At 58.9% G+C, this 16,611-nt stretch carries 13 protein-coding genes and 1 tRNA gene; all 14 read left to right on the forward strand.

All coding sequences use genetic code 11. The annotated features are described in order from the left end of the window. On the forward strand, positions 1-140 hold a 140-nt coding region (tuf, locus tag GY791_02525; protein ID MCP4327298.1), incomplete at its 5' end, for an elongation factor Tu. Positions 141-201: 61 nt separating this feature from the next. Further along, a tRNA-Trp gene (locus GY791_02530) sits at positions 202-278 on the forward strand. A gap of 47 nt (positions 279-325) precedes the next feature. Next, positions 326-523, forward strand: coding sequence for a preprotein translocase subunit SecE (secE, locus tag GY791_02535; GenBank protein ID MCP4327299.1), 198 nt, complete (start codon positions 326-328; stop codon positions 521-523). 2 nt (positions 524-525) lie between these two features. Continuing rightward, positions 526-1,056, forward strand: a complete 531-nt coding sequence (gene nusG / locus GY791_02540) for a transcription termination/antitermination protein NusG (protein MCP4327300.1) — start codon at positions 526-528, stop codon at positions 1,054-1,056. An 86-nt stretch (positions 1,057-1,142) separates the two neighbouring features. Then, positions 1,143-1,571: a 50S ribosomal protein L11 gene (gene rplK, locus GY791_02545; GenBank protein ID MCP4327301.1), complete on the forward strand. Its 429-nt coding sequence runs from the start codon at positions 1,143-1,145 to the stop codon at positions 1,569-1,571. A 5-nt stretch (positions 1,572-1,576) separates the two neighbouring features. Next, positions 1,577-2,290 (forward strand): 50S ribosomal protein L1, encoded by a 714-nt coding sequence (rplA, locus tag GY791_02550; GenBank protein MCP4327302.1) that lies wholly within the window; start codon positions 1,577-1,579, stop codon positions 2,288-2,290. A 278-nt stretch (positions 2,291-2,568) separates the two neighbouring features. Further along, positions 2,569-3,087 carry a 50S ribosomal protein L10 gene (rplJ, locus tag GY791_02555; GenBank protein MCP4327303.1) on the forward strand — a complete coding sequence of 173 codons (519 nt, stop codon included), beginning with the start codon at positions 2,569-2,571 and terminating at the stop codon, positions 3,085-3,087. A gap of 40 nt (positions 3,088-3,127) precedes the next feature. Then, complete coding sequence (gene rplL, locus GY791_02560; GenBank protein MCP4327304.1) at positions 3,128-3,505, forward strand: 50S ribosomal protein L7/L12; 378 nt, start codon at positions 3,128-3,130, stop codon at positions 3,503-3,505. 133 nt (positions 3,506-3,638) lie between these two features. After that, entirely contained in the window at positions 3,639-7,811 is a 4,173-nt protein-coding gene (gene rpoB / locus GY791_02565) for a DNA-directed RNA polymerase subunit beta (protein ID MCP4327305.1), read from the forward strand. Between the two features lie 45 nt (positions 7,812-7,856). After that, on the forward strand, positions 7,857-12,035 hold the full coding sequence (gene rpoC / locus GY791_02570; GenBank protein MCP4327306.1) for a DNA-directed RNA polymerase subunit beta': 4,179 nt from the start codon (positions 7,857-7,859) through the stop codon (positions 12,033-12,035). Positions 12,036-12,424: 389 nt separating this feature from the next. Further along, complete coding sequence (gene rpsL / locus GY791_02575) at positions 12,425-12,796, forward strand: 30S ribosomal protein S12 (protein MCP4327307.1); 372 nt, start codon at positions 12,425-12,427, stop codon at positions 12,794-12,796. Between the two features lie 12 nt (positions 12,797-12,808). After that, the gene (rpsG, locus tag GY791_02580) at positions 12,809-13,279 is read left to right on the forward strand and encodes a 30S ribosomal protein S7 (protein ID MCP4327308.1); all 471 of its coding nucleotides are present in this window, start codon (positions 12,809-12,811) and stop codon (positions 13,277-13,279) included. 22 nt (positions 13,280-13,301) lie between these two features. Continuing rightward, a complete protein-coding gene (gene fusA, locus GY791_02585; GenBank protein ID MCP4327309.1) occupies positions 13,302-15,377 on the forward strand; it encodes an elongation factor G in 2,076 nt (691 codons plus the stop codon). A 42-nt stretch (positions 15,378-15,419) separates the two neighbouring features. Beyond that, positions 15,420-16,610, forward strand: a complete 1,191-nt coding sequence (gene tuf, locus GY791_02590) for an elongation factor Tu (GenBank protein ID MCP4327310.1) — start codon at positions 15,420-15,422, stop codon at positions 16,608-16,610. Position 16,611 lies beyond the last annotated feature (1 nt).

Below are 16,611 nucleotides of genomic sequence, written 5' to 3' on the forward strand. Positions count from 1 at the left end.
AGATGGTGATGCCGGGGGACAACATCTCGATGGCGGTCGAGCTGATCGCGCCGATCGCCATGGACAAGGGCCTGCGTTTCGCCATCCGAGAGGGCGGCCGAACCGTCGGCGCCGGCGTCGTCGCCGATATCATCGAATAGACGCTTGCATGAAGGTAAGGAATGCTGCGCCGCGTGCGGCCGGTGCGGTGCTTGGGACGATAGGAGTGTAGCTCAATTGGCTAGAGCACCGGTCTCCAAAACCGGGGGTTGGGGGTTCGAGTCCCTCCACTCCTGCCACTTTTGAGTCCGACGCCGGCTCGGTATCAGTGACAACGACGGGAACGATGGCAAAAGTTAGCCCAGGCGAGTTCGTAAGGCAGGTGCGTCAGGAGGTCGCCAAAGTGACCTGGCCGACGCGAAAGGAAACGGGTGTGACCACACTCATGGTGTTCATCATGGTTTTTCTCGCTGCCGTATTCTTTTTCCTCGTCGACCAAGTTTTGTCGGTCGGCGTTCGAATCATCTTGGGCCTGGGAGGCTGAGCATGACGGCAAGATGGTATGTCGTCCACGTTTACTCGGGGTTCGAGAAGAAAGTCGCCGCCGCGATCAAGGAGCAAGCGGAAAAGACCCATCTCGATGACCTCTTGCATGATGTGCTGGTCCCGACGGAGGAAGTCGTGGAATTACGGCGCGGCAGCAAGGTCAAGAGCGAGCGCAAATTTTTCCCAGGCTACGTTCTCGTCAAGATGGAGTTGACGGACGAGACCTGGCACCTGGTCAAAGACACCCCGAAGGTTACCGGGTTTCTGGGTGGCAAAGGCCGACCGACACCGATTTCGGACGCGGAAGCGGAGCGAATCACACGACAGGTGCAGGAAGGCGTCGATCGGCCGAAGCCGTCGGTGACTTTTGAAGTCGGCGAGCAAGTTAGGGTCTGCGATGGACCCTTCACGTCGTTCAACGGCATGGTCGAAGAGGTTGATGAGGAAAAGGCGCGACTGAAGGTTTCGGTTTCCATCTTTGGCCGGCCCACGCCGGTCGATCTCGAATATGCGCAGGTCGAAAAGATGTAATAGCGGCCCGAACGTCCGTCGATTAGGCAACCGCGCGGGAGACCCGCCATGGTCGTACCGCGCACCCATACGAGTGAGGGAGCGAAATGGCAAAAAAGATTCAAGGCTATCTGCGCTTGCAGGTGCCGGCGGGGCAGGCGAACCCGTCGCCGCCCATCGGTCCGGCACTGGGCCAGCGCGGTGTCAATATCATGGAGTTCTGCAAGGCGTTCAACGCCGCGACCCAGGGTCTGGAACCGGGTATGCCGATCCCGACCGTAATTACGGTTTTCGCGGACCGAAGCTTTGCATTCGTGACCAAGACGCCGCCTGCCAGCTACCTCCTGAAGCGGGCGGCTAAACTCAACAAGGGATCGGAGACGCCCGGCCGCGAACCGGTCGGCCGAGTTACGATGAACCAGGTTCGGGAAATCGCGCAGCAGAAGATGCAGGATCTCAACGCCAATGATATCGACGGCGCGGCAAAGATCATCGCCGGGTCGGCGCGGTCGATGGGCCTGGAAGTGGCGGAGTAGGGGCGATGGCAAAGTTCGGGAAAAGAATGCAAGCGGCCCGCGCCGACCTTGATCGTGACACGATGTATGACCTATCGAGCGCGATCAAACTGGTGAAAAACGGGGCGAGTGCGAAATTCGACGAAACGATCGAGATTGCGATGAACCTTGGTGTCGACCCGCGTCATGCCGATCAGTCGGTGCGGGGTGTGGTCGATCTACCCAACGGCACCGGTAAGCCGGTCCGCGTCGCGGTCTTCGCCAAGGACGCGAAGGCGGACGAGGCGCGGGAGGCCGGCGCTGACATCGTCGGGGCCGATGATCTTGCCGAGGCTGTTCAGAAGGGCGAAATCAATTTCGATCGCGTCGTCGCCACGCCGGACATGATGGCGGTTGTCGGAAAGCTGGGAAAGATACTGGGCCCGCGGGGACTAATGCCAAATCCGAAACTGGGCACGGTGACCCCAAATGTGGCCGAGGCCGTGAAGAGTGCGAAGGGGGGCCAAGTCCAATTCCGTGCCGAGAAGGCCGGGATCGTGCACGCCGGCATCGGTAAGGCGAGCTTCTCCGAAGAGGCGCTACTCGGCAACGCGCGCGCGTTCTTCGACGCGATATCAAAGGCCAAGCCTACAGGCGTCAAAGGAACCTACATCAAGAAGGTCGCTTTGACGTCGACCATGGGGCCGGGCGTGAAAGTGGAGATCGCCAGCTTTGCACAGACGAGCGAAGCAGCGGAATAGAGACGCCATCGACGGGTCTGGTCGACCCGGCGGTGACGGGAATCGGATTTCCGGTTCCACCCTGTCCGAGATTGCAGGTGCCACTGACAGATCAGTGGCCTAAGGCATAGTCGCCCGCAGGAGACGGGAGCCAGCGTAATTCGAAGCCTGGTATTGGCTTTGACGAACGAACTGGACTTCTGGGGCAGGTTTGAGTTCTCCACCATTGTTGGGTGGAGGGGTGCAATGAGGCGAACCGGTGCTATTTGCCGGGATGCCTCGAACATCGGAGACGAATAGTGGACCGATCACAAAAGGAACAGTTGGTCGCCACGATGAAGCAGGTTTTTGATGAAACGACACTGGTTGTCGTTACTCATCAAACCGGTCTCTCCGTTGCCGAGATGACCGACCTTCGTCGGCGCATGCGGGACGCGGGGGCCAGCTTCAAGGTGACCAAGAATCGGCTCGCCCGTCTCGCCCTAGAGGGCACGAAGTGCAATGGCATTGCGGACCTGTTCAAAGGCCCGACGGCGATCGCCTACTCGGCGGACCCCGTTGCGGCGGCGAAGGTCGCCGTCGGTTTTGCCAAGAGCAACGACAAGCTGCTGATTCTCGGCGGTGTGATGGGCGATCTAGAGCTCGACACTGCGGCCGTGAAAGCCTTGGCAGAATTGCCGTCGCTCGATGAGCTTCGCGCCAAACTCGTTGGCTTGTTGGGGACTCCGGCGACCCGTGTCGCTCAGGTCCTGCAGGCACCGGCCGGGCAGGTTGCCCGTGTCGTCAACGCTTATTCCCAGAAGGGCGAGGCAGCCTAAGAGCCGGCCCGTAGTCAGTCGTTCAGTTAGGAGTAGGAAAATGGCAGATCTCGAAAAAATTGCTGACGAGCTTTCGTCGCTAACGGTGATGGAAGCGGCGGAGCTGAGCAAAATGCTTGAAGACAAGTGGGGCGTTTCAGCCGCCGCTCCGGTCGCCATGGCCGCAATGCCGGCCGCCGGCGGCGATGCCGCCGTGGTCGAGGAAAAGGATGAGTTCGACGTCATTCTTGCCGCGTTCGGTGAAAAGAAAATCAATGTGATCAAAGAAGTGCGGGCCATGACGGGCCTTGGCCTCAAGGAAGCAAAGGATCTCGTCGAAGGCGCGCCCAAGCCGGTCAAAGAAGGCGTCAACAAGGACGAGGCCGAAGAGCTCAAGAAGAAGCTCGAGGATGTCGGCGCCACGGTCGAGCTCAAGTAGCGCATCGCAATGTCACGATGCGAAGAGCCGGAAGGGGACGCCAGCGGCAGACCCTTCCGGCCTCTTCACGCGGACAGTTTAGGCAGATAGACGGCCAGCGTTAGCAGGGCCGTACGGATCGAGAGGAGTACCAATGGCCAGGTCTTTTACAGGTCGTAAGCGCATTCGTAAGAGCTTCGGACGAATCCCCGAGGTGGCGCCGATGCCGAACCTCATCGAGGTTCAAAAAACATCCTACGACCAGTTTTTGCAAAAAGACATTGCGGCAGAAGATCGTGCGCATTTCGGTCTTCAGGAAGTCTTGAAATCGGTCTTCCCGATTCGAGATTTTTCGGAGCGGGCGCAGCTCGATTACGTGAAATACGAGTTCGAAGAGCCGAAATACGACGTCGAGGAATGCCAGCAGCGGGGAATGACCTACGCGGCGCCGCTCAAGGTCACCTTGCGGCTGGTTGTTTGGGACGTCGACGAGGAAACCGGTTCGCGGTCGATCCGCGACATCAAGGAGCAAGACGTCTACATGGGCGACATGCCCTTGATGACCAAAAACGGAACGTTCGTAATCAACGGCACCGAGCGCGTCATCGTTTCGCAAATGCATCGCTCGCCTGGCGTGTTCTTCGATCATGATCGTGGCAAAACGCATTCTTCGGGCAAGTATTTGTTCGCCGCCCGCGTGATTCCCTACCGCGGTTCGTGGCTCGATTTCGAATTCGATGCCAAGGACGTAGTCCATGTGCGGATCGACCGCCGCCGGAAACTTCCGGTCACGACCTTGCTGATGGCGCTCGACAGTGCCGACACCGCCGCCCAACGTGAAAAATTGTCAAAGCAGGACAAAACCGTCAGCCCCTACGACGCCGAAGGTATGTCGCGCGAGGAGATCCTCAATTACTTCTATGGCACCGTCCTCTTCACCTTGACCAAGAAGGGTTGGCAGACCCCGTTCGACCCCGATCATTTGAGGGGTAACAAATTGACCGCCGACCTCGTCAACGCGAAGACCGGGAAGGTGGTTGCCGAGGTCGGCACCAAGATGACGGTTCGACTGATTCGCCAGCTCCAGGAAAAGGGCCTCAAAGAGCAGTTGGTCACACCGGCCGAGCTCGTCGGACGATATGCCGCCGCCGATATTATCGATGAGAAATCAGGCGAGATCTTCTCCGAGGCCGGCGACGAGCTGACCGAAGAATCGATCGCCGCCATCGCCGAGTCAGGCCTGAAGAAGCTGCCGACCTTGGCGATCGACCATATCAGCGTCGGCGCCTATCTGCGCAACACTCTCGCGGTCGACAAGAACGCGACGCGCGAAGACGCGTTGCTCGAGATCTATCGCGTCATGCGCCCGGGCGAGCCGCCAACCCTTGAGACCGCCGAGGCACTGTTCAACGGGCTGTTCTTCGATAACGAGCGTTACGACTTGTCGGCCGTCGGGCGCGTCAAGATGAACGCGCGATTGGGTTTGGAATGCCCCGATACGGTCCGCGTTCTGCGCAAACAGGACGTTCTGGAGATCATTCGGGTCCTTCTTGATTTGAAGGATGGCAAGGGCGAAATCGACGATATCGATCACCTTGGTAACCGTCGCGTCCGGTCTGTTGGCGAATTGATGGAAAATCAATATCGTATTGGACTCCTGCGCATGGAGCGGGCCATTCGTGAGCGCATGAGCACGGTCGAGATCGATACCGTCATGCCCCACGACTTGATCAATGCGAAGCCCGCGGCGGCGGCGGTTCGCGAGTTTTTCGGTTCGTCCCAGTTGTCGCAATTCATGGACCAGACCAACCCGCTGTCGGAAATCACCCATAAACGGCGACTTTCGGCATTGGGACCGGGCGGGCTGACGCGCGAGCGTGCCGGGTTCGAGGTGCGCGACGTGCACCAGACGCATTACGGTCGAATCTGCCCGATCGAAACGCCCGAGGGGCCGAACATCGGCCTGATCAATTCTTTGGCCACCTATGCGCGGGTCAATCAGTACGGGTTTATCGAGAGCCCCTACCGCAGGTGCGTCAAGGGCAAGGTAACCGACGAAGTCGTTTACCTGTCGGCGATGGAGGAAGGTCGGTACATCATCGCCCAGGCCAATGCCGAGTTGGATGGTCGGGGCAAGTTCGTGCTCGACCTGATTAGCTGTCGTAAGGGCGGGGATTTTGTTCTAGCTCAGCCTGAAGACATTGATTTCATTGATGTCTCACCGAAGCAGCTGGTCTCCGTCGCGGCCGCACTTATTCCGTTCCTTGAGAATGATGACGCCAACCGCGCGCTCATGGGATCCAATATGCAGCGCCAAGCGGTGCCGCTGATCCAGCCCGAGTCGCCACTCGTTGGGACCGGCATGGAGGAGATCGTGGCGCGAGATTCCGGCGTCGCGGTCGTCGCGCGACGCGGTGGCATCGTCGACCAGATCGATGCGACCCGCGTCGTCATCCGGGCAACCGAAGGCGTCGGAAGCAGCGAATCGGGCGTCGACATCTACAACCTGTTCAAATTTCAACGGTCGAACCAAAACACCTGCATTACCCAGCGGCCTTTGGTTCGGGTGGGTGACAAGGTCGAAGCCACCGACATTATCGCCGACGGGCCGTCGACCGACCTTGGCGAACTCGCGCTGGGGCGCAATGTGCTGGTCGCGTTCATGCCGTGGCAGGGCTACAACTTCGAAGACTCGATCCTGCTATCAGAGCGGATCGTGCGCGATGACGTCTTCACCTCGATCCATATCGAGGAATTCGAGGTCATGGCGCGGGATACCAAGCTGGGCCAGGAGGAAATCACCCGGGATATTCCCAACGTTGGCGAAGAGGCGCTGAAGAATCTCGATGAGGCAGGGATCGTGTATATCGGTGCCGAAGTCGGCGCTAGCGATATACTGGTCGGCAAGGTGACCCCAAAGGGTGAATCGCCGATGACGCCCGAAGAAAAGTTGTTGCGAGCGATCTTCGGCGAAAAGGCTTCGGATGTCCGTGACACGTCGCTCAGGTTGCCGCCAGGCGTTTCCGGCACCGTCGTCGAGGTGCGGGTCTTCTCTCGCCGCGGCGTCGACAAGGACGAGCGCGCTTTGGCGATTGAGCGCCAGGAGATCGAACGCTTGGCCAAGGACCGCGACGACGAAAAAGCGATCCTCGAACGCAGCTACTACGGACGCCTTCGCGAGCTGCTGTTGAACAAGCAGGCTGCAGGCGGCCCGAAAGGATTCAAGGCCGGCAGCAAAGTAACCGAAGCAATCCTGGCAGAACTTACGCCCGGTCAATCGCGGCAAATCACGCTGAAGAACGACAAGGCGATGCAGGAAGTCGAGGAGCTCGGCAAGCATTTTGACGAGAGTATCGGGGCGCTCGAGAAGCGATTCGAGGACAAGGTCGAAAAGCTACAGCGTGGCGACGAGTTGCCGCCTGGCGTGATGAAGATGGTCAAGGTTTTCGTCGCCGTGAAACGTAAGATTCAACCCGGCGACAAGATGGCCGGCCGTCACGGCAACAAGGGTGTCATTTCCAAGATTGTTCCGATGGAGGATATGCCCTACCTCGAAGACGGCACCCCGGTGGACATCGTCCTCAATCCCTTGGGCGTTCCGTCGCGGATGAATGTCGGGCAGATTCTCGAGACCCATCTAGGTTGGGCGTCGGCCGGGCTCGGCCGCCAAATCGGCGAAATGATAGATTCGCTGCACAAGGGCAAACGTCCAAGCGACATCAAGAAGTGGATGAAGGAGGTCGCGTATGGCGATGAGATTTACAAGAGCGATATCGCCGGTCTGAATGACGATCAAGTCGTCGAACTGGCAGGAAATCTTCGTCGTGGCATTCCTATGGCCTCGCCGGTATTCGACGGCGCTCATCAGAGCGAGATCATCGACATGCTTGACCGGGCGGGGCTAAGTGAAACCGGCCAAGTCACATTGATCGATGGTCAGACCGGAGAGACCTTCGACCGCAAGGTGACGGTCGGCTATATCTACATGATGAAGCTGCACCACTTGGTCGATGACAAGATCCACGCGCGCTCGATCGGCCCTTACAGCCTAGTCACTCAGCAGCCGTTGGGCGGTAAGGCCCAATTCGGCGGGCAGCGGTTCGGTGAAATGGAGGTGTGGGCTCTTGAGGCGTACGGCGCCGCCTATACCCTTCAGGAAATGCTGACGGTCAAGTCGGATGACGTGGCCGGCCGGAACAATGTCTACAACCGAATGGTACGCGGACAGGACACGTTCGTCGCCGGCATCCCCGAATCCTTCAATGTGCTGGTCAAGGAACTGCGCTCGCTTGGCCTCAATATCGAGCTCCAGCAGCGCGGACTTTAGATGATCGGCATGCACTCGACCGGGTGCTAACAGGAGAACGACCTTATGAGCGAACTCATCAACGTCTTCGACCCGCTACGGAAGACCGAGGATTTCGATCAGATCCGCATCTCTATTGCGAGCCCTGATCGTATCCGCGCCTGGTCGCATGGCGAAATAAAGAAGCCGGAGACGATCAATTACCGGACATTCAAGCCGGAACGTGACGGTCTTTTCTGTGCCCGCATTTTCGGCCCGATCAAGGACTATGAATGCCTGTGCGGCAAGTACAAGCGGATGAAGTATCGCGGCATCGTGTGCGAAAAGTGCGGCGTCGAGGTCACGCTGCAGAAGGTTCGCCGCGAACGCATGGGCCACATCGAGCTGGCCGCGCCGGTGGCTCACATCTGGTTCATGAAGTCGCTTCCAAGCCGCGTCGGTTTGCTCCTCGACATGACCCTGCGAGACCTGGAGCGGGTGCTCTATTTTGAAAGTTATCTCGTCGTCGAGCCGGGCCTAACGCCACTGAAGTCGCTTCAACTGCTGACCGAGGATCAGTTTCTCGACGCGCAGGAAGAATATGGGGCCGATGCCTTTCGCGCTGGGATCGGCGCCGAGGCGCTGCGCGAGATGCTGAGCGCCCTCGAATTGGAGGAAGAGCGGGAGTTCCTGCGCGACGAACTCAAAGAGACGAATTCCGAGGCCAAGCGCAAGAAACTCGTCAAGCGACTCAAGATCTTCGAGGCCTTTATTGAATCCGGCGCCCGACCGGAATGGATGGTGCTTGAGGTGATCCCGGTAATCCCGCCCGAGCTGCGCCCTTTGGTGCCGCTCGACGGCGGCAGGTTCGCGACATCGGACCTCAATGACCTTTATCGACGGGTGATCAACCGTAACAATCGGTTGAAACGACTGATCGAACTTCGCGCGCCCGACATCATCGTGCGCAACGAGAAGAGAATGCTTCAGGAGGCGGTCGATGCCCTGTTCGATAACGGACGGCGCGGCCGCGTCATCACCGGTACCAACAAGCGTCCCCTGAAGTCCCTCTCCGATATGCTCAAAGGCAAGCAGGGACGGTTCCGGCAGAACCTCTTGGGCAAGCGGGTCGATTATTCAGGCCGCTCGGTGATCGTTGTCGGGCCGGAACTCAAACTGCATCAATGCGGCTTGCCGAAAAAGATGGCCTTGGAACTCTTCAAGCCGTTCATATATGCGCGGCTCGAACAGCGCGGCCTCGCGCAGACCCTCAAGGCAGCCAAGCGCAAGGTCGAAAAGGAGACGCCCGAGGTCTGGGATATCCTGGAAGAAGTGATCCGAGAGCATCCGGTTCTCTTGAACCGCGCGCCCACGCTTCACCGCCTCGGCATCCAGGCCTTCGAGCCGGTTTTGATCGAAGGCAAGGCCATCCAGCTTCATCCCCTCGTCTGCGCCGCATTCAACGCGGACTTCGACGGCGATCAGATGGCGGTCCATGTGCCATTGTCGCTGGAGGCCCAGCTCGAGGCGCGGGTGCTGATGATGTCGACCAACAACATCCTTAGCCCGGCCAACGGCAAGCCGATTATTGTGCCGTCGCAGGACATCGTCCTCGGGCTCTATTACATCACCATGGAACGCGAGGGCGAGAAAGGCGAAGGCATGATCTTCGCTGACGTCGGCGAGGTGCAACAGGCGCTCGACAACAATGTGGTCAGCCTGCATACCAAGGTTACCGCGCGTTACACTACGATCGACGAGGATGGAAACGCGGTCACCGAGCGGGTCGAGACCACGCCCGGCCGTCTGATTCTTTCCGAGATACTGCCGCGGCACAAGAACGTGCCGTTTTCACTGATCAATTGCCTTCTCACCAAGAAGGAGATCAGCAACGTCATCGACGTCGTCTACCGGCATTGTGGACAGAAAGAGACCGTGATCTTCGCCGACCGCATTATGCAGATCGGCTTCCATTATGCGTGCAAGGCCGGCATTTCGTTCGGCAAAGAGGATCTTGTCATACCGGCGGCGAAGGCGAAGCTGGTTACCGACACGGAAAAACAGGTCAAGGAGTACGAGCAGCAATACTTGGACGGCCTGATCACACAGGGCGAGAAGTACAATAAAGTCGTTGATGCCTGGTCGCATTGCACCGACGCGGTGGCGGACGAGATGATGAAGGAAATCTCGGCCACCAAGAAGGGCGAGCAAGCCAACTCGGTATACATGATGGCACATTCCGGGGCCCGCGGCTCGGCGGCCCAGATCAAGCAATTGGCCGGCATGCGTGGCCTGATGGCAAAGCCGTCGGGCGAAATCATCGAATCGCCGATCATTTCGAACTTCAAGGAGGGCCTGACGGTTCTCGAGTATTTCAACTCGACGCATGGCGCCCGCAAGGGCCTCGCCGATACGGCGCTAAAGACGGCCAATTCGGGCTACCTCACGCGCCGCCTGGTCGACGTGGCGCAGGATTGCACGATCATCGAAAGCGATTGCGGAACCAAGGCGGGACTTACGGCCCAGGCCGTAGTCGAGGGTGGAGATGTTATTTCGCCGCTGAGCGAGCGCATCCTCGGCCGCTGCGCGGCGGTGGCTGTTAAAGATCCGTTGTCGGGCGGTGTCATCGTCAAGGCCGGCAATCCAATCAACGAGGAAGAAGTTGAAGCGATCGATCGTGCCGGCGTCGAATCGGTGAAGATTCGCTCGGTTCTAACCTGTGAGACCCGGGGCGGCACGTGCGCGAATTGTTACGGCCGCGACCTAGCCCGGGGAACCGACGTCAACGCTGGCGAAGCGGTCGGCGTCATCGCGGCGCAATCGATCGGTGAGCCGGGAACTCAGCTTACCATGCGCACATTCCACATTGGCGGCGCGGTGCAACGCGGCGCCGAACAGTCGAGTGTCGAGGCGAGCCACAAGGCCACGGTCAAGCTCCGGAACCGCAATGTGGTGAAGAACAGCGAAAACATTTCGATCGTGATGGGACGTAACCTCGAAATCGTCTTGGTTGACGAAGACGGGCGTGATCGCGCCAAGTTCCGTGTTCCCTATGGCGCCAAGTTGTTTGTTGACGAGGGTGCTGAGGTCGATCGGGGCGATCGGCTTGCTGAGTGGGACCCCTATACGCTGCCGATCATCACGGAAAAGCAGGGGGTTGCCCATTATGTCGATCTCGTCGAAGGAATTTCGATGAAGGAAGTCCTCGACGAGGCGACGGGAATCTCGAATCGCGTGGTCATCGACTGGAAGCAGCAGCCCAAGGGCGCGGACCTCAAGCCTCGGGTGACGTTGCGTAACAAGAGGAACAAAGTGATCGAGCTCGAAAACGGGCTCGAGGCACGGTACTACATGTCGGTCGATGCCATCTTGAGCGTTGAGAACGGGGCCGAAGTCAAGGCCGGCGACATTCTCGCCAGAATCCCGCGGGAATCTTCTAAGACCCGTGACATCACGGGCGGTTTGCCGCGGGTTGCCGAACTGTTTGAAGCACGTAAGCCCAAGGATTACGCGATCATAAGCGAGTCCGAGGGCCGAGTGGAATTCGGCAAGGACTACAAAACCAAAAGGCGAATCATTGTCCGGCCGACCGACGCCTCCGAGGAGCCCGTCGATTACCTTATCCCGAAGGGCAAACACATCAGCGTGCAGGAAGGTGACTACGTCCAGGTCGGCGATCTGCTGATGGACGGTAACCCCGTACCGCACGATATCTTGCAGGTTCTGGGAGTGGAGGCGCTCGCGACCTATCTGGTCAACGAGATTCAGGAAGTTTATCGCCTGCAGGGTGTCAAGATTAACGACAAGCACATTGAAGTCATTGTCCGGCAAATGATGCAGAAGGTCGAAATCGACGATCCGGGTGACACGACATTCCTGGTTGGCGAGCAGGTCGATCGTTTCGAATACGACCAGGTCAACGATCGGACCGTAGCCGATGGCGGCAGTTCGGCCGCGGCTCGCCCGGTTCTCCAGGGCATCACCAAGGCATCGCTGCAGACGGAATCCTTTATTTCGGCGGCGTCGTTCCAGGAAACAACGCGTGTGCTGACCGAGGCTGCGGTCAATGGACGCGTTGATCGGCTCGCCGGCCTCAAGGAGAATGTCATCGTCGGTCGCTTGATACCGGCGGGGACCGGCAGCGTTATCGCGCGTTTGAGGCAAATCGCGACCGAACGCGATCGGGAGGTCCTGGCGGCGCGTGGCGAAGATGCGAACGCCTTGACCGAGGGTGTCGCCGAGCAATCGGAGAGTAAGAGCGCCTAAGGACCGCGTTTTCGCCCGGCGACGGACTGACGAGGCCGACCGCGGGATTGGATTCGGATCGAGCAAGTGGGGCCGGCGCGCGTCACCCGGAAGTGGCCGTGCCGGTGCCCGAAATACCGATATTTCCTTGCCTAGGAAGCGGGAAAAAAGACAGAAATATTGTTCTTCTTTCCCTTGACGACGGATTGGCGCAAACCTAGTATGCGCGCGCCTTTCAGGGGAACCGGTGGTGGACCCTCGCGGTCCAGACGCGGTTTCCGGCGTAACGGAAACGTAGACGCGAAAAATCCGCCCTCGGCGGTGAAACGGGACGCTTCGAAGACCTGGTTGTTTTCGAAGCGTCGTTTGTTGTCGCCGATGGTTTTGTTTATTTGGAAGAAGAGAGTCGAATGCCGACGATCAATCAGCTAATTCGCAAGCCTCGCCAGGCGCAGGTGACGCGGAACAAAGTGCCGGCCTTGGAAGCCTGCCCGCAAAAGCGGGGGGTCTGTACGCGCGTCTATACGACGACGCCCAAGAAGCCGAATTCCGCCCTTCGCAAAGTCGCCCGCGTGCGTTTGACCAACGGGTTCGAGGTGACCTCCTACATCCCCGGCGAAGGCCACAATCTGCAAGAACACTCAGTCGTACTCATTCGTGGCGGTCGGGTTAAGGATCTGCCCGGAGTGCGATACCACGTCATTCGCGGCACACTCGATACGCAGGGCGTATCTGACCGCCGCCAGCGCCGGTCGAAGTATGGCGCAAAACGCCCGAAATAAGGAAGCCGCGAAATGTCTCGCCGCCATGCCGCCGAAAAACGCGAGGTCCTGCCTGACGCGAAGTACGGCGATCTTGTCCTAACCAAATTCATGAACTCGCTCATGGGCGACGGCAAGAAGTCGGTCGCCGAAGGCATCGTTTACAGCGCCTTTGACAAGATCGAAAAGAAAACCGGTCAGGATCCGCTCAAGCTTTTTCACGACGCGCTCGATAACGTGAAACCGCAGCTTGAGGTTCGCTCCCGCCGGGTCGGCGGCGCAACCTACCAGGTTCCGGTCGAGGTTCGGCCCGACAGAGCGCAGGCCTTGGCAATCCGCTGGCTCATCGGCATGTCGCGCAATAGGTCTGAGAATACGATGATCGACCGGTTGTCGAGCGAACTCATGGAAGCGGCAGAAAATAGGGGCAATTCGGTCAAGAAACGCGAAGACACCCATCGCATGGCAGAGGCCAACAAGGCCTTCTCGCATTACCGCTGGTAGATTTGGAACCGAGGGCCCCAACATGCCACGCATGACACCTATCGAGCGGTACCGAAATATCGGCATTATGGCCCACATCGATGCGGGCAAGACGACGACGACCGAACGCGTCCTCTATTACACCGGCCGCTCCCACAAGATCGGCGAAGTCCACGACGGCGCCGCCACCATGGATTGGATGGAGCAGGAGCAGGAACGCGGGATCACTATTACGTCAGCCGCCACGACCTGCAATTGGAATGACCACCGGATCAATATTATCGATACGCCCGGTCACGTCGACTTCACGATCGAGGTGGAAAGGTCGCTGAGGGTTCTCGATGGCGCGGTCGCGGTGTTCGACAGTGTTGCCGGTGTCGAGCCCCAATCCGAAACGGTTTGGCGCCAAGCCGACAGATACGATGTTCCGCGACTTTGTTTCGTTAACAAGATGGACCGCGTCGGTGCCGATTTTTATCGGTGCGTCGATATGATGATCGACCGGCTTGGTGCGACGCCATTGGTGCTCCAGCTTCCGATCGGTACGGAGGCCGATTTCGTCGGCGTCGTCGATCTGGTCAAAATGCGGTCAGTAGTGTGGAAGGACGAGACGCTCGGTGCCGAGTTCGTCTACGGCGACATTCCGTCCCAACTGGTCGACAACGCGTCGGAGTATCGGGAAAAGCTGATTGAACTGGCGGTCGAACAAGACGATTCGGCGATGGAGGCTTATCTCGATGGTCAGGAGCCTGACGCCGATACGCTGATTTCGTGTATCCGCAAGGGTGTTTTGGCCGCGGCATTTGTGCCGGTGCTGTGCGGGTCTGCATTCAAAAACAAAGGCGTGCAGCCACTTCTCGACGCGGTTGTCGACTTTCTACCGTCGCCGACCGACGTTCCCGCCATCAAGGGCATCGATCCTGGAACGGACGAGGTCGTCATCCGCAAGAGTTCCGACAGCGATCCACTCTCCGCGTTGGCATTCAAAGTCATGACCGATCCGTTCGTGGGGTCGTTGACTTTTTGCCGGATCTATTCCGGCAAAGTCGAGACCGGCGGCCAGGTCCTCAATTCGGTCAAAAATCAACGGCAACGCGTAGGCCGCATGTTGCTTATGCATGCCAACCATCGCGAGGATATCAAAGAGGCGTCGGCCGGCGACATTATCGCCATCGCGGGTCTCAAAAGCACTACGACCGGCGAGACATTGTGCGATGTGAGCAAGCCGGTGATCCTCGAGCGCATGGAGTTTCCGGATCCCGTTATTGAGGTCGCGGTTGAGCCCAAAACCAAGGGCGACCAGGAAAAGATGGGAGTGGCGCTGGCCAGGTTGGCCGAAGAGGATCCATCATTTCGGGTCAGCTCCGACAACGAGAGCGGCCAAACCGTGATCAAGGGCATGGGGGAACTTCATCTCGAAATCTTGGTCGACCGGATGCGCCGCGAGTTCAAAGTCGATGCCAATGTTGGCGCGCCGCAGGTCGCCTATCGTGAGACAATCACTCGTCCTTACGAGGTCGACCATACCCATAAGAAGCAGACCGGTGGCGCCGGCCAGTTCGCGCGCGTGAAGATCAGATTTGAGCCGCTAGAGCCCGGCGAGGGATATCAGTTCGAAAACGGCGTGTTTGGCGGCTCGGTGCCGCGCGAGTATATCCCGGGCGTCGAAAAAGGCCTCAATTCGTCGCGCGATTCAGGCGTTCTTGCCGGGTTTCCGGTAATCGATTTCAAGGCCACATTGGTCGACGGAGCGAGCCACGACGTCGATTCGAGCGTCATGGCCTTTGAAATCGCGGCGCGAAGCGCTTTTCGCGAAGCGATGGAGAAGGCCGGGCCCACACTCCTTGAACCGATGATGCGGGTCGAGGCTGTAACACCCGACGAATATCAGGGGTCGGTGATCGGCGACCTCAACAGCCGACGCGGCCAAATCCAGGGAACCAATATGCGCAACAACGCAGCTGTGATTACTGCGATGGTGCCGTTGGCCAACATGTTCGGCTACGTCAATACCTTGCGGTCCATGACCCAGGGACGCGCAACCTACACCATGCACTTTGATCACTATGCAAAAGTGCCGCAGGCGGTTGCGGACGAAGTACGGGCCAAACTCGCTTAGCAACCTCGATCGAATAGGCACCGAGAAACGGAGACCTGAGCCATGTCCAAGGCGAAATTTGAGCGCACGAAGCCGCACTGCAACGTTGGCACGATAGGTCATGTTGATCACGGCAAGACGACGCTGACGGCGGCGATAACGAAGACGTTGGCGGAGAGTGGCGGGGCGACGTTTACGGCGTATGACGAGATTGACAAGGCGCCTGAGGAGAAGGCGCGCGGGATCACGATTGCGACGGCGCATGTTGAGTACGAGACGGAGAACCGTCATTACGCGCATGTCGATTGTCCTGGTCATGCTGATTATGTGAAGAACATGATCACGGGCGCGGCGCAGATGGACGGCGCGATATTGGTTGTTTCTGCGGCGGACGGTCCGATGCCGCAGACGCGGGAGCATATATTGCTGGCGCGTCAGGTTGGTGTTCCGGCGATCGTTGTTTACCTGAACAAGGTTGATCAGGTTGACGACCCTGAGCTGTTGGAGCTTGTCGAGCTTGAGGTTCGTGAGCTGTTGTCGAACTACGATTTTCCGGGTGACGATATTCCGGTGATAGCGGGGTCTGCGTTGGCGGCGTTGGAGGGCGGCGACGAGAAGACGGGTGTGGGTTCGATATTGGAGCTGATGGCGGCGGTTGACGCCTATATCCCGCAGCCTGACCGTCCGAAGGACCAGCCTTTTTTGATGCCGATCGAGGACGTATTTTCGATCTCGGGCCGGGGCACGGTTGTGACGGGCCGCATTGAGCGCGGTGTTGTGAAGGTTGGCGAGGAAGTTGAGATTGTCGGCATCCGGGACACGCAGAAGACGGTTGTTACGGGCGTCGAGATGTTCCGCAAGCTGTTGGACCAGGGTGAGGCGGGCGACAACATAGGCGCGCTGTTGCGCGGCACGAAGCGCGAGGATGTGGAGCGCGGTCAGGTACTGGCGAAGCCGGGGTCGATCACGCCGCACACCAAGTTCAAGGCTGAGGCGTATATCCTGACGAAGGAGGAGGGCGGCCGCCATACGCCGTTTTTCTCGAACTACCGGCCGCAGTTTTACTTCCGGACGACGGATGTGACGGGCTCGGTGGAGCTACCGTCTGGGACGGAGATGGTGATGCCGGGGGACAACATCTCGATGGCGGTCGAGCTGATCGCGCCGATCGCCATGGACAAGGGCCTGCGTTTCGCCATCCGAGAGGGCGGCCGAACCGTCGGCGCCGGCGTCGTCGCCGATATCATCGAATAGA

Source organism: Alphaproteobacteria bacterium (assembly GCA_024244705.1).
In the GTDB taxonomy this organism is placed as follows: domain Bacteria; phylum Pseudomonadota; class Alphaproteobacteria; order JAAEOK01; family JAAEOK01; genus JAAEOK01.

What these genes read in the sequence shown, in the direction of transcription:
- rpoC (MCP4327306.1), top strand. Translation starts at nt 7,857, where the DNA reads ATGAGCGAACTCATCAACGTCTTCGACCCGCTACGGAAGACCGAGGAT.
- rplK (MCP4327301.1), top strand. Translation starts at nt 1,143, where the DNA reads ATGGCAAAAAAGATTCAAGGCTATCTGCGCTTGCAGGTGCCGGCGGGG.
- nusG (MCP4327300.1), top strand. Translation starts at nt 526, where the DNA reads ATGACGGCAAGATGGTATGTCGTCCACGTTTACTCGGGGTTCGAGAAG.
- secE (MCP4327299.1), top strand. Translation starts at nt 326, where the DNA reads ATGGCAAAAGTTAGCCCAGGCGAGTTCGTAAGGCAGGTGCGTCAGGAG.
- fusA (MCP4327309.1), top strand. Translation starts at nt 13,302, where the DNA reads ATGCCACGCATGACACCTATCGAGCGGTACCGAAATATCGGCATTATG.
- tuf (MCP4327310.1), top strand. Translation starts at nt 15,420, where the DNA reads ATGTCCAAGGCGAAATTTGAGCGCACGAAGCCGCACTGCAACGTTGGC.
- rpsL (MCP4327307.1), top strand. Translation starts at nt 12,425, where the DNA reads ATGCCGACGATCAATCAGCTAATTCGCAAGCCTCGCCAGGCGCAGGTG.
- rpoB (MCP4327305.1), top strand. Translation starts at nt 3,639, where the DNA reads ATGGCCAGGTCTTTTACAGGTCGTAAGCGCATTCGTAAGAGCTTCGGA.
- rplL (MCP4327304.1), top strand. Translation starts at nt 3,128, where the DNA reads ATGGCAGATCTCGAAAAAATTGCTGACGAGCTTTCGTCGCTAACGGTG.
- rpsG (MCP4327308.1), top strand. Translation starts at nt 12,809, where the DNA reads ATGTCTCGCCGCCATGCCGCCGAAAAACGCGAGGTCCTGCCTGACGCG.
- rplA (MCP4327302.1), top strand. Translation starts at nt 1,577, where the DNA reads ATGGCAAAGTTCGGGAAAAGAATGCAAGCGGCCCGCGCCGACCTTGAT.